The organism is Streptomyces sp. WG7 (assembly GCF_049975785.1).
GTDB lineage: Bacteria > Actinomycetota > Actinomycetes > Streptomycetales > Streptomycetaceae > Streptomyces.
Map to the genome: position 1 here is coordinate 24505 of NZ_JBNGGE010000026.1, position 12804 is coordinate 37308.

General features: G+C 68.8%; 15 protein-coding genes. 11 read left to right on the forward strand and 4 right to left on the reverse strand.

What is annotated here, in order from left to right; genetic code table 11:
* Window positions 1–159 precede the first annotated feature (159 nt).
* A complete protein-coding gene (locus tag ACP4J0_RS23710; protein ID WP_426600763.1) occupies window positions 160–597 on the reverse strand; it encodes a winged helix-turn-helix transcriptional regulator in 438 nt (145 codons plus the stop codon).
* 166 nt (window positions 598–763) lie between these two features.
* Here ACP4J0_RS23710 and ACP4J0_RS23715 point away from each other — a divergent pair, with 166 nt between their 5' ends.
* The 4 genes from ACP4J0_RS23715 (at window position 764) to ACP4J0_RS23730 (ending at window position 4218) form a co-directional block, all read left to right on the forward strand.
* Window positions 764–1636, forward strand: coding sequence for an aldo/keto reductase family oxidoreductase (locus tag ACP4J0_RS23715; protein ID WP_426600680.1), 873 nt, complete (start codon window positions 764–766; stop codon window positions 1634–1636).
* Between the two features lie 360 nt (window positions 1637–1996).
* Complete coding sequence (locus ACP4J0_RS23720; RefSeq protein ID WP_426600681.1) at window positions 1997–2755, forward strand: phosphotransferase family protein; 759 nt, start codon at window positions 1997–1999, stop codon at window positions 2753–2755.
* A gap of 153 nt (window positions 2756–2908) precedes the next feature.
* Window positions 2909–3412: a hypothetical protein gene (locus ACP4J0_RS23725; protein WP_426600682.1), complete on the forward strand. Its 504-nt coding sequence runs from the start codon at window positions 2909–2911 to the stop codon at window positions 3410–3412.
* Window positions 3413–3504: 92 nt separating this feature from the next.
* A complete protein-coding gene (locus ACP4J0_RS23730; protein ID WP_426600683.1) occupies window positions 3505–4218 on the forward strand; it encodes an SAM-dependent methyltransferase in 714 nt (237 codons plus the stop codon).
* Between the two features lie 186 nt (window positions 4219–4404).
* Here ACP4J0_RS23730 and ACP4J0_RS23735 read toward each other — a convergent pair whose 3' ends face one another.
* Window positions 4405–5280 carry an NAD(P)-dependent oxidoreductase gene (locus ACP4J0_RS23735; RefSeq protein ID WP_426600684.1) on the reverse strand — a complete coding sequence of 292 codons (876 nt, stop codon included), beginning with the start codon at window positions 5278–5280 and terminating at the stop codon, window positions 4405–4407.
* Between the two features lie 133 nt (window positions 5281–5413).
* Between ACP4J0_RS23735 and ACP4J0_RS23740 the strand changes: the two genes are divergently transcribed.
* Window positions 5414–5791, forward strand: coding sequence for a winged helix-turn-helix transcriptional regulator (locus tag ACP4J0_RS23740; RefSeq protein WP_426600685.1), 378 nt, complete (start codon window positions 5414–5416; stop codon window positions 5789–5791).
* A 175-nt stretch (window positions 5792–5966) separates the two neighbouring features.
* Here ACP4J0_RS23740 and ACP4J0_RS23745 read toward each other — a convergent pair whose 3' ends face one another.
* On the reverse strand, window positions 5967–6362 hold the full coding sequence (locus ACP4J0_RS23745) for a hypothetical protein (RefSeq protein ID WP_426600686.1): 396 nt from the start codon (window positions 6360–6362) through the stop codon (window positions 5967–5969).
* On the opposite strand from ACP4J0_RS23745, the gene ACP4J0_RS23750 reads away from it, so the two are divergent.
* The 6 genes from ACP4J0_RS23750 to ACP4J0_RS23775 all read left to right on the forward strand — a co-directional run bounded on the left by ACP4J0_RS23750 (window position 6357) and on the right by ACP4J0_RS23775 (window position 11347).
* The gene (locus ACP4J0_RS23750; RefSeq protein ID WP_426600687.1) at window positions 6357–6677 is read left to right on the forward strand and encodes a hypothetical protein; all 321 of its coding nucleotides are present in this window, start codon (window positions 6357–6359) and stop codon (window positions 6675–6677) included. The genes ACP4J0_RS23745 and ACP4J0_RS23750 overlap by 6 nt on opposite strands.
* Before the next feature lie 253 nt (window positions 6678–6930).
* Window positions 6931–7977 (forward strand): hypothetical protein, encoded by a 1047-nt coding sequence (locus ACP4J0_RS23755; RefSeq protein ID WP_426600688.1) that lies wholly within the window; start codon window positions 6931–6933, stop codon window positions 7975–7977.
* 90 nt (window positions 7978–8067) lie between these two features.
* The gene (locus tag ACP4J0_RS23760) at window positions 8068–8304 is read left to right on the forward strand and encodes a hypothetical protein (protein WP_426600689.1); all 237 of its coding nucleotides are present in this window, start codon (window positions 8068–8070) and stop codon (window positions 8302–8304) included.
* 50 nt (window positions 8305–8354) lie between these two features.
* Entirely contained in the window at window positions 8355–9215 is an 861-nt protein-coding gene (locus tag ACP4J0_RS23765; RefSeq protein WP_426600690.1) for a MerR family transcriptional regulator, read from the forward strand.
* 924 nt (window positions 9216–10139) lie between these two features.
* Complete coding sequence (locus tag ACP4J0_RS23770; protein ID WP_426600691.1) at window positions 10140–10796, forward strand: hypothetical protein; 657 nt, start codon at window positions 10140–10142, stop codon at window positions 10794–10796.
* 14 nt (window positions 10797–10810) lie between these two features.
* Window positions 10811–11347: a hypothetical protein gene (locus ACP4J0_RS23775; protein WP_426600692.1), complete on the forward strand. Its 537-nt coding sequence runs from the start codon at window positions 10811–10813 to the stop codon at window positions 11345–11347.
* A gap of 587 nt (window positions 11348–11934) precedes the next feature.
* Here ACP4J0_RS23775 and ACP4J0_RS23780 read toward each other — a convergent pair.
* Window positions 11935–12582, reverse strand: a complete 648-nt coding sequence (locus ACP4J0_RS23780; protein WP_426600693.1) for a maleylpyruvate isomerase family mycothiol-dependent enzyme — start codon at window positions 12580–12582, stop codon at window positions 11935–11937.
* Window positions 12583–12804: the final 222 nt, after the last annotated feature.

The following is a 12804-nucleotide window of genomic DNA, read 5'->3' on the forward strand; positions in this document are numbered from 1 at the left end:
CGGCGGTGGGACGAAGCGCCGGTCGAGCCACAACGCCTGGGCGAGGGAGACCGCCGCACGGACGCCGGCGGGCGTCAGCTGCGAGGCATGCCGGCTCTTCGCAGTTGAGGGTGGGCAGGGCCGGGAACGCAGAGCTGCTGAACGGTTGGATGTGAGGCGTCAGGAGGTGCGGGCGTCGTGGTTCTCGCGGTTGGCGAGGACCTCGGCCATGTGCGTCTGCGCCCAGTTCCTGAGCCCGCGCGTCATGTGGTGGAGCGAGAGGCCGAGGTCGGTCAGCTCGTAGGAGACGGTGACCGGGACGGTCGGCGTCACGGTACGGGTGAGCAGACCGTCGTGCTCCAGCGACCGTAGCGTCTGGGTCAGCATCTTCTGGCTGACCCCGGCCAGAAGACGGGAGATCTCGGAGTAACGCATCGCCTTCGGAGCGTCTGCGCGTGCTGCACCGGGCTCGCCAGGGCTGGTGTCGCCACCCAGCGCACAGAGGATCAGGACGACCCACTTGTCCGAGATTCGGTCGAGCAGCTGCCGGCTGGGGCACCCTGCCAGGAACGCGTTGTACTCCACCTTGGCCTGAGCCCTCTTCTGGGCCGCGTTCATCGTCGTCACTGATCGCACCTCTCACCGATGGGTGGGTTACGCACTTCCAAGTGCCTACTTCCCTGCAGGAAGTTTCTCTCCAATGCTGAGTCAGGGAGGCAGCAGACGCCACCCCCCAGCCACCCCCCCCCAGCCAACCCCCAAGTGCACGACGAAAGGCAACAGAATGAGCACCCCCTCCCTTTCTCTTCCCGGCGGCACCTGGCCTCTGGGTGACCTGACCGTCACCCGGTTCGGCTACGGCGCCATGCAACTGGCCGGCCCGTGGGTCATGGGGCCGCCCGCCGATCGCGAGGGTGCCCTGGCCGTTCTGCGTGAAGCGGTCGACCTCGGTATCACCCACATCGACACCAGCGACGCCTACGGGCCACGCGTCACCAACGAGTTGATCCGCGAGGCGCTGCACCCCTATCCCGAGTCGCTGCACATCGTGACCAAGGTGGGCGCGACCCGCGACGAACAGGGTGGCTGGCCCGTGGCCCGGCGACCCGAGGATCTGCGCCGCCAGGTCCACGACAATCTCACGTCCCTCCGGCTCGACGTACTCGACCTGGTCAACCTCCGGCTCGGCAACGCCGAAGGTCCTCAGCCCGGCTCGCTCGCCGAGGCGTTCGAGACGCTCGTGGAACTTCAGCAGCAGGGCCTGATCCGCCACCTCGGGGTCAGCAACGCCACCGAGGAGCAGGTCACCGAGGCACAGAGCATCGCGCCGATCGTGTGCGTGCAGAACATGTACAACCTCGCCCACCGCCACGACGACAAGCTCATCGACCGGCTCGCCACCGAAGGCGTCGCGTACGTGCCCTTCTTCCCCCTCGGGGGCTTTACCCCGCTCCAGTCCTCGGCGCTCTCGGCGGTAGCCGCTCGCCTGGAGGCGACGCCGATGTCCGTCGCACTGGCCTGGCTGCTGCGGCGATCACCGAACATCCTGCTCATCGCCGGCACCTCATCGACAGCTCACCTGCGCGAGAACATCACCGGCGCGGGACTCTCCCTTTCTCATGAGGACTTGACCGAGCTGGACGACATCGGCCGCTGAATGCCCCGGAGCTGAACGGCCGGCCCACAAGCCACGACCGAAGCCACCGTTCACGTCTCGGCCCCGGTCGCCTTCGCGTGACCAGGGCCGAAGCAGGACGATTCGCCCCTCATCCGGCTGACTTCGGATCATCAGGAACCTGTGTCACACCGGCGGTGGCAGCTGACCCCGCGTCGGTGGCCGGGTAGGCGTCGGGGTCTCCCGAGGAAGGAGGTTCCTACACCGAGCCCGTCCGGAAGACCTCGACGTTGCACGACGCCGCCCCTGACGCCGGCTTCGCCCGCGCTTGCGTGGCTCCGGCCAGACCGAATCCACGGCTTCGGCGACGTCGGCGATCGCCCTCCGGGATACTGGGCGCCCATGGACGAGGTCGAAGTCGTTGTCGCCCATTCCGAGCGCGCGACCCTGCGAGTCGGCGACGTGTTCCTGAAGGTGGACGCCGATCAGACGCACATCGACGTCGAGGTCGAGGCGATGTCCCTCGCGCCGGTCCCGACCCCGGAGGTCCTGTGGCGCAAGCCTCCCGTGCTCGCGATCGCCGCACTCCCGGGGACGACGCTTGGGCGCCTCGGCGGGCCGTCGACCGGGTCGTCGGCGGCGTGGGCCGCGGCGGGCGCCGCCATCCGGAAGCTGCACGACGCGCCGCTGCCGCCCCGGCCCGGCCGGGCCGGCCGGAGCATCGTCGCGCTGGAGGCGGAACTCGGCGACGAGTGCGAGCTGCTCGTGACGAACGGCCTCCTGCCCGCCGACCTGGTCACCCGCAACCGCCAGGTCGCCGAGGCCGCGCTCCGGCCGTGGACTCCGGCGTTCACGCACGGCGACCTGCAGATCGCGCACGTCTTCGTCGACGGCGACGAGGTCACGGGCATCATCGACTGGTCCGAGGCGGGCCAGGGTGATGCCCTGTACGACCTCGCCACCTTCACGCTCGGGCACGAGGAGCACCTCGACGACGTCGTCGCCGGCTACGGCACCGACATCGACATCGACATCGACCTCGATGTGATCCACGCGTGGTGGTCGTTGCGAAGCCTGCTGGCGGTTCGCTGGCTGGTCGAGCACGGCTTCGACCCGTTCGCGCCGGGCTGTGAGGTCGACGTGCTGAGATCCCGTATGTGAGGCTGCGCGGGCCCGACTGCCGCGCGGGCCCGACTGCTGCGCACCTCGTGCAAAGCCGTTGTGCCGTCCGGCAGATGACCACCGGGCGACCGGCCGTCGCGGTGTGCTGGACGCCTCGCCCCGCACCGCGGGGCACCGTCCACCGGACGCAACATGGCAACTCGTCGCCGCACCCCCTGTGGCCACCGACCCGACGACCGGCACGACCCGACGACCGGCACGGCCCGGTCCGCCCGCGAGGTCGTGCCGTCCGCCCTGTGGGACAAGCAGGTCGGACTCCTCATGCGGGACCACCCCTACGACTCCGTCATGGCGGCCCGGGTCCCCGGCCAGGGCTACGCCTACCTGCTGACCGCGATGCGGCACCGGGGCGAAGGCCTCGGGCTCGCCCCGAGCACGCTCGTCGACGTCGGCGTGCACACCGTCATCCTCGACACGGTCCGCTACTTCGAGCTGCGCGAGCGCTTCAACGGCGGGCACTACCTCCACCACGTGCCCGAGGTCGACTTCAAGGACGACGGCTCGGTCCCGCGCACGGCGGACCTGCTCGCCGCGGACGGCTGGGAGGTCGGCCTGCCGCTGTGGGCGGACGCCGCCAAGTGCGGCCCCTGCCACCCGTGCCACCCGGCAGTGACTCCCACTGACCCGGCACGGTGACCTGGGGCCCCGGCCGCCCGGCCGGGGCCCCTCGGCACACCCCCGGGCGGGATTCCCCCGAACCGCCCCGCCGGCCGGCGGCGCCCCCCAGGATGAGCGGGGTGACCATCCCCACCGCAGACCTCTGGCACCACTACGGCCGCACCCGTCACGCCACCGACCGCATCGTGCCCGACCGCTTCTTCTGGAGCTGGGGCCAGGACAGCGGGCCCGGAGCCGAAACCCTCGGCGACATCACCGGACGCCGCGTCGGCGACCTCGGCGCCGGTGCCGCCCGGCACGCCGCCCACCTGGCCGTCCACCACCGGCCCGCCCGCATCGTCGCCGTCGACTCCTCACCCGCCCAGCACGCCATGGCCGAAGACCTTTACGGCCACGGCCACCTCGCTTCACGGCTGCGCCTGGTCCACTCCGACGTGACGCGGCACCTGCACGCGACGGCCGGCACCTACGACGTCCTCTACAGCGTCTTCGGCGCCGTCGACTTCACCGAGCCCCGCACGCTGCTCCCGGCGGCGGCCACCGCGCTGCGCCCCGGCGGCCGTCTCGTGTTCTCCACCCTTGCCCACCACCTCGGCGGCGAGCCCGCCCACGCCGGCGTGCAGCACACCGAGATCGGTGCGAAGACCCCGGAGGGCGGGGCGGCCACCATGCGCCGCTGGGTCCTCCAGGAACAGGTGTGGACCAAGCTCCTCGACGAGGCCGGGTTCACCCGGATCGGCCCCGAGACGCTTCCCGGCGGGGCCGGACCCCGCGCCGCCGGCACACTCCTGGTGACCGCGTTCCGCACGGGCCGGCAGGCCTGACCGCCGATCGCCGGATGCCAACGCCTCCCCCGACTCTACGAAGGCAAGGCCGGCCACCTCCCGGCCTACCCCGGCATCGCCCGCACCCTGATCCGCACCCTCGTCCGCTGCCGCACCCTCGTCCGCTGCCGCACCCTCGTCCGCTGCCGCGGACTCACCGGCACGGACGACGATCGAGATGACTTGTCAGCCAGGCTGCTTGATGCTCTCGATAATCCGGGCGAAGCCTTCCTCCCCATGGCCTGCGTCGATCTGACGCTGGATGAGCCGCTGGACCATGGTGACGACCTCGGTGCTGATGCCCTGGTCGGAACTGGCGGCCAGGATGTCAGTGAGGTCGGAGAACCGGAGGCTCTGTTGCCCTTCGACGGTGTAGTCCCCGCCGTCGATGACTGCGGCGAATCCTTCGAAGCCGCCGGTCATGGCGGTCAGCCAAGGTGTAGCGTGCGCAGCGAACTCGGCCGCCGTCACGCCGGCCGGGGCGACCATGGCGGCGCCGTGCATGAATCCGGCGAACATGACGTACATGCCCGCGAGCAGGGCGAGGTCGTACAGGGACGCCAGCCCGGCGTCCTCACCGAAGTAGCTGCTGGTTCCCCACAGGTCGAGCAGCGGCTTGTACTGATCGAACACCTCGGCTGATCCGCTGTAGAGGACCGATGCCCCAGGCCGGCCGATCATGTGCGGTACGGCCATGATGCCGCCGTCCAGGTACGCGATTCCGGCTTGGGCGGCCCAGTCGGCCATCTCCCGTGACTGAGCGGGTGACGTCGTCGTCACGTTGACCAGGGTTCGTCCGGCCAGTTCGCCGGAGAGCGGATCGAGCACCTCGTGGACCGACGCGTGGTCCAGCAGGCATGCGATCACCACCCGGCCGGCCCGGACCGCGTCGCCGGCCGTGTCGGCGGCCTTGGCGCCCTGCGCGACGAGGTGGTCCGCCTTCCCCGGTGAGCGGTTCCAGCATGTGGTCGCGTAGCCGGCCTTCACCAGGGCGTCCGCGAGAGCGCTGCCCATCGCCCCCAGCCCGAGAACACTCACCTGGACGCTGTTGTCAGTTGTCATTTCCGGCGCTCTCCCTCGTGTTCGTTCCTTCCGTTCGATCTTCTCCGCAGCCAGTAGAGTTGACCAGTACGGACTAATTAGTCAGGTACTCACCTGTGAGTAAGCACCCCTTGGAGCACCCCTTGGAGGGCGGATGGCGACTGCAGCGCGACGTGGCCCCTATTTCTGTGGCATCGACGCGGCGATGGACGTGGTCGCCGGGAAGTGGAAGTCGCTCATCCTCTGGGAGCTGCAGCACCACGGGACCCGCCGGTTCGCCGAGCTTCGCCGCGGTCTGCCCGGTGTCAGCGAGAAGATGCTGATTCAGCACCTGCGGGAGATGGAAGAAGACGGGCTCGTGCATCGCGAGGTGTACCGCGAGGTGCCGCCGAAGGTCGAGTACTCCTTGACGGAGCACGGCGTCTCGCTCAACGCGGCCCTGGCCTCCTTGGGAGAATGGGGCACCGAACGCATGCGACGGATCGGGGCGGAAAGGGTCTCCGGCGACGTTGGCGCGACAGCTCGGCGATAGAAGCGGGCCTTGAGCCGTCCTGCTCCCGGGGTGCTCCGTCACAGCGTCTCCGCCATCTTCGACATGTAGGCCGGGGCAGGACGGAGCCGTACCGCGCCGAACATGACTTTCCGGCACCCGGCGATTGCACGGCCGAAAGGGGCTGCCGGCCGGGCGAGGCACGCGCTACGGCGTGTCAGCGGCAGGCAGCTGAGCCAAGGCCCCAGCGAGCTGACGTACGGTCACCGAGCCGGTGTCGGGAAGGCCGGCCTCGAGCCAGGCGGCGGGCGGACTCCTCGTCGCCCTCGGCGGCGGCCAGCACGTTCTCCTTCGCGCTGTTCTCGTGGATCGGGTCGGTGTCCGGTCCGTAGTCGGCGAGGTGGACGACGGTACGGACCTGAAGCCTGGCGTTGGAGGCCATCTGCTCGTTGAGCCGGTACACCCGCAGCCGGTGCCCGGTCAGGGCCCGGGCGCGCTCGGTCATCGCCCGCCCGACCTCGCTGTCCCCACGATCGGTGCGCAGGCGCTCGAGTTCGCCGGACGTGTTGCGCAGAAGGAGGATGCCTCGGGTGCTGGTGGCCTCGAGGTGCACCGACAGCAGGGTCGCCGTGAACTGCTTCGCGGAGTCGAGGCGCTGGAGGTCTTACCCGACCGTGTCGGCGAGGGTGCAGAGGTGGACCGCCCGGGCGCGGACCTGCTCGGTCCGGGCGGCCTCCTCGCCAGGCGGACAAGGGGTGACCGCGCAAGCGGCGGCAAGAGTGAGTTCGAGGTCGCGGGGATTCACCCCACCATCGTCGCCGTCTCCGGCAGCGGCTTCGCATACGTGCTCCAGGGAGACTCCAGGAAGAGGCGGCGGTTGAGCAGCCAGCTCCGTGACGACGCCCCAACCGTCGGCATGAGCGCCTGAGTTCCCAGCAGCCACGGATCTGCCGAGCCCAAGCAATTATCACGGCGTGATAATCCGGCCCATGGTGCTGCTCCGGTGGTCCGACCGCGGCAGCACGGTCCCCGGCAAGGGCCGCGGGTCGGGTGTCGGCGCCTTCCGGAAGGTGCCTGGAACAGGCCGGGGCGATGTACAGCAGGCCGCTCACCCGACAGGGGGAGACGGATCGTTCTGGCGGTAGATGTCGTGCCGTTGAGGTCGGTGCGATGTTCGGTGCATGGACCGTACGACATGGACGACATGGACAACGAGGGCGCCTTGGCGCAGGTGGGGGCCGTGCTGGGTGGGCCGGGCCGCCATGGTGTGGGCGGTGGTCTATGCCTGCTTCGGCCTGGCATGCGCGTTGAGCGGGACGCCGCTGTTCTACCTGGGCGAAGCCCCGGGACCTTCCGCGCTGGGCTGGGGAGTCGTGGGGGTGGGATCGCTGGCGGCGGTGGCTTGTGGTGCGGTGGTCCGGTCAGGGCTGCGACCGGTGTTGCGTGTGCTGCTGTGGGGGGCCTGCGTGCTGGCCGGGATCGCCGCGTTCGGGCTGCTGATGGATGTCATCACCCTGGTATTCGGTCAGGGAGTGGACAGCGGGGTGGCCGCTGCGAACCACGCGCTGGCCGCCGCCGGGGTCCTGCTCCTCGCGGCCACTGCCCGGCCCGTCCGTTACCGGTCCGCGGGGGCTGACGGGGCCGACGGGGCCGACGGAGCCATCACGGCAGCCCCGTCGGCCGCCTCCAGGCCGGTTCAACTCGCCGCCTGCGCTGGGACGGTGGCCTTTCTCCCCTACGCGGCGATGAAGCTCGTCTGGGCGTCGGGCGGCACCTTCGCCGGGGTGGCCGGAGAGGAGATGCTGGCGATCTCCGAGCGCAACGGTGCGTCGGGAATCTGGCTCACCCTGGAGTCCTGGGGCCTGGACGCCACCGTGCTGCTGGCCGCGCTGGGCGTCTTCCTGCTGTGGGGCCTGGTCCGCCCGTGGGGCCAGGTCTTCCCCCGTTGGACACTGTGGCTGCGCGGCCGGCAGGTCCCCCGCTGGCTTCCCCTCACCCCGGCCTTGATCGGTGCTGCCACCCTGGCTCCGTACGGGGTGTTCGGGGTCGGCTACGCGACCCTGGCCACGGCAGGCGTGGTCACGATGCGGCGCGGCGACTTCCCCTCTTCGAGCGATGCGCTGCTGGTCGCCTGGATCGGCATGGTCGCGTTCGCCGTCTACGGGGTCGCGCTGATTGTCGTCACCCGCTCGTACTGGCTCCGGACCCGTTCCGTATCTGCGGCATGACCAGCAGCTTCACCAAGTGCCTCCCGATACAGCCCTGGCAGGACGTCTCCTGCGCCCTCGGCGGGCGGACGGCCTCCCACGATCCGGTGTATGGATCCCGAGCTGCTGGAGCGGATTACCGCGCGGCATAAGGAACTGGACGAACTCGAGGAACAGTTGGCCAATCAGCTGGCGGAGGTCCGGGCCAAGCGCGATGAAGTCGCCGTTACCGAGAAGGTTCTTGAGCGGATGAGCAGTTGTTCTTTGCCCGTGCCGCCATCCATACGACCCTTGACGGTGCGCAAGCGCGGGGCGTGCCTACGGCAGCGGGGTTTGCACGTGCCGTAGCGGCATGTGGTCCAGTAGGCGGCGAGCACGACATCGAAAGGTTCCCGCGCATGTTCCTTCCTGCGATTCCCCGCCGGGTCAAGATCGGCGATGCCGCCGCGTTCGCCGGGACCACACCCCGCGCCATCCGCCACTACCACGCCATCGGGCTCCTCCCCGAACCGGAACGCGGCAGCGATGACCGCCGCCGCTACGGATACGACGACATGATCCGCCTGCTGTGGATCCGCAGGATGGCCGATGCGGGTATCTCTCTGGACGACATCCGGGCCGCCTTCAAGGGCACCACCGGCATCGAGCAGTCCCTGGCCCGCCTGGAGGAGTCCCTCGCTTCCCAGGCGGCCGCCATCGAGGCCCAGCGGGCCGCCGTGCACCGTCTCCGTGAGGTGGGCAGCCCCTTGGGCCTGCTCTCACCGCTGGTCACTGGCCGCCTGCGCGATCTACCGCCCGGAGCCCTGCGCTCAGCCGACCTCGATACCCTCCTGGTCACGGAGCGCGTCTTCGGCCCTCTGGGCGCCGCTATCCAGGCCGACCGGTTCATCGTCCTGGCCACCCACCCCGAGCTGCGGGCCGAGGAGGACCGACTGGCCGAGGCCGAGGCGGCCCTGGACGACACCATGTCCCCCGACGACCCCCGCATCGAAGACCTGGCCGCCCAGCGGTGTGATCACGAGACCGCCCTGGCAGCCGCCATCGAAAGATCCGGTCTGGAAGAGGACCTCAACATCCTCCTGGACCAGGAGGACGAACACACCGGCGAGGAAGAAGACGGGGCGAGGATGAGCGCGTTGGAGGCCATCGGCAAGATGCCGTACGACTTCTCCCCGGCCCGCGTCCGGTACGAGGAACGTGTCGTGGAACTGTTTCACTCGGCCGATCAGGACGGCGACAGGGACCCACGGACCTGCTGACTGGAATCGGCGCCCGGAGCGACCCGACGAGAGCAGCCCTGAATGGTGCGGAGCGAGCCTAACCCCGGTGCTCCCGGCGGCTGAAGGACGCCAACCGCGTCCTTCAGCCGCCGGACGCGCGCCGGTCGGGCACGGCTTCGCCCACATCAAGAACTGGCGTGCCCTCCACAAGCTCCGCACCGACCCCGCCCATGCAACCCGCCTCCTGCGAGCCCTGCTCGTCCTGACGCTCCTCGAAGTCAACCGCTGACAGACGGTCTGCTCCGCAGTCTGCCGCCCAGGGTCGGTAGCTCCTCAGCCCTGGCGGGCTTGCGGTGCCCCGACGGGGTGGTAACTCGCCGCAGGCGGCCGACCGAGGTGTCGGGGCCTTCAAGACGGAAGCGTGGCTGGGACCGGAACCAGGTTGCTGAGACACACGCGCGCCTGGCCCCTCGACTGCAGGCATCGCTGTGGCTTGCTTTCGGTGGTGCGGGTCGAAGGGGCAGGCGGAGTGCTGCAAGTCGCGGACAGGGCAGGGGAGTTGGTCGGAGGGCTTTCCTTGGTGCCACAGGCCCTCAGCAACGTGAGGCTGTCGAACAGGCGACGCTCGACATGAGCCACAGAAGGGCGCGCCATGCACGGAGCCGCACTTATAGATATTAGAGACGTTTGCATCGTCCCAGGTCAGAGGGCATGACGGGCTCTCGGAAGATGACTCCCAAGTCATTTTGGGCTTGCGGAAGTTGTGCTGGGTGTCAAGGTTCTCCGTATTCATTGCGACCTAGATGCGCAATCTCGCGGAAGGTGTCAGAGTCGCCGTGAACATGACTCAGGAGTCATGTTCGACACGCGTAACGCGCAGATAGGTCGCGTCGTTGCTATCTATCTGCGCAATCACTACTGTGCCGTGCGTCTAGGTTTCGATCTTGAGGAGCACGCAGCGCCATGGCAGCACAGCCTCACGAGGGCCCTCGCAGGGTCCCTGGCACGTCTCCACCTCGCGCACCGAGTCCCAACAGCCCCTACGCCCGCAATCTCGGTCCGAGGAAGAACCTCGTCGAGTTGCCCGTCGGCCACACGGCGCAAGTCAAGCCCCCGGTCACCGCCGGCGACTTCATCGGCAAGTACTTCGCCCAGGACAGCCTGGAGTTCCTGCGCTGGGCAGCCAGGTACTTCAGGGGCGACAACGTGACTCTGTGCGTACTGCTCTACATGATGGGAAGTCAGGAAGTCGGAGGAGCTGTCGAGCTGAAGCAGACCGAGATCGCGGCCGAGCTGGACATGGATCCCGCGCAGGTGTCACGGGCCCAGACCAAACTGAAGAGGCTGGGGCTGGCGTACTCGCCGAAGAAGGGGTCGATCCAGCTTCAGCCCGCGGTGACTCTTCGGGGAGGCTACCGACTGATCGAGAAGCCGGTCCGGGGGGCGTCGGCGAAGAGCGCCAAAGTCCAGGTGGAACAGCTGAGCCTGCTCAACGAGCTGGTGCTCGACCCAGCCGTTCCAGAGGAGTTCAGAGGCATGGCTCTTCCTGGTGCGAGCTTGCCCAAACCATCGTCAAGGACGCGCAAGGGTGCGCGTACGAAGAAGAAGCCGGAGGCGTGAGGATGAGGACTGCGGTGTCTGCCAACCCGGAGCCGCCGGAGCTGACGTACGGCACTTTCAACGGTTTCGCCTACATGCCGGCGATGCCAGGGATTGCCTACCGAGTGCTCTTCAGGCTCATCGGGACCCAGGAGCCCGGAGGGCGCTGCCTGGTCACTGAAGAGGAGTTGGCCGAGGCCCTGGACGTGCACCGCTCCATGGTGGGGAGGGGCCTGCAAGCCCTGATCCTCTCCAAGCTCGTGTTCCGCCAGGCCAAGGGCATCTACCTTCTCAACCCGATGATCAGCGGTGCACGCAGCGTTCCCGAGCACCTGGAGGCGATCGGGACGCTCGACCCCGCCGACCGTCTCGACGTTGACGACTACCAAGAGCGTTACGACGCTGCCGTCGCCCAGGCCGAGAAGGAGAAGAAGGAGAAGCGTCTGAGCCGCAGGAGCTCGCCCGGTCACTCCAAAACGGTGTCGGCCAAGCCCGCGGACAACGAGTCCGCAGAGGTACTGAGCCTTTCGACGGCCCGCAGCCGGTCACGGCGAAGGCCGTCCCGCTCCTGAGCTGCCAACCGGCACAACATTGAGGCCCCCGCCGGAGCGGGGGCCTCAATGTGTCTAGGTTTCCGGAGAAAGCTTACCGTCTCACTGGCGTCCGCACCACAGAAGACCGATCTCTTGACCTTCGCGCACACCGCGTACGACCTGGCGCGCACCCTGCACGCTCGCCTGGCACTGGCCGCTGGAGGAACGAGGCAGCGCCAGCAGGTATCACGGCGTGATAATCCGGCCGGGGTGCTCCGCCGGCGGACTCCTCCCGGCGGACTCCCCCGGGTGCTCCCCCTGGTGGGCTTCCTGTCCACCCCATGTTCATTCCCGTCCGTAGGAACGGCAGCAGATGCTCAGCACTTCGCAGCACACCGCTGTGCGGTGGTGAGACGCCGCGGACCAGGACGCAGCGGCAGCGGCAGCGGTCGTCGCGTTGCACGGGGGCGCGGCGCGACGCGGCGGACGACAATTATCACGGCGTGATAATCCGCGTCGGACGCTCATCTGCTCGGACGCCCGTCTGTCCTGCCGCAGTGAAGGCCCACCACGTCGATGCCGTGACCAGCGACGGGTCTCGTTGGTGAGAAGCGGGTGGCGGATCGTCAGGTCGGCTGCCTCAGCGCAGCCACTCCCTGGCCGTCCAGGTCGTTGAGTGCCACCCGCCGTCCCATGATTGCGAGAAGCAGTGAAAGCGCAGGCCCGGTCACTTCCGGACCATCGCCCATCGATACATCGGCGTCGGTTGCCGTGAGGCGGAGAGGGGCCACGAGCTCCTTGGCGCCGCCGAAGGACACCGGGGTGTGAGACTGCAGGCGAAGCGCCCTGACGACGGCATCCCGGGGATAGAGGCGGGTGAGTCCCAACGGGCGGCGGATGTCCTCACCGTGGACGACCACCTCGACGATCCGGCTGTCAAGGGGCGCCGGAGGGGTCGACGTCCGCGAGGCCACCTGACGAAGCCGCGCCAACGTCTCCAGCGGTGAGGCACCACGCTGGCGCGCCATACCGTCAGCGTTCTGGCGGTGGAAGTCGAACCGTGCCCGGGCGAGGCCGGCCACGAAGCCGAGACGCGTCGTGCGAGCCGAGTCGACCAGGTGGGCAACGACGTCGTGCACCGTCCACTCCTCGCACAGTGACGGCTGCTCCCACTCCTTGTCATCGAGTCCCTCAAGGTCGCGGATCAGTGCCGCACGCTCCGCGTGCACGATCGGCCATACATCTCTGACACGCTCGGGATTTCCCATGGCCATCGTCTCTCCTTGATGATCGGCTTGTTGCCCTCGTAGAGACACAGACTGTCGATCGCCGCAAAGCTCATCGCGAAGAGCACTCCTTCATCTGCGCCACCACGTCTCCCGCCGCCTTCCGCGTGATCTCCACACGACCACACGACCACACGATCGGGCGGCCACGGCACCGGCACCGGCAGTGCCGCGACCGGCAGGCAGACGAACGGAACACGGCCGTCGTGC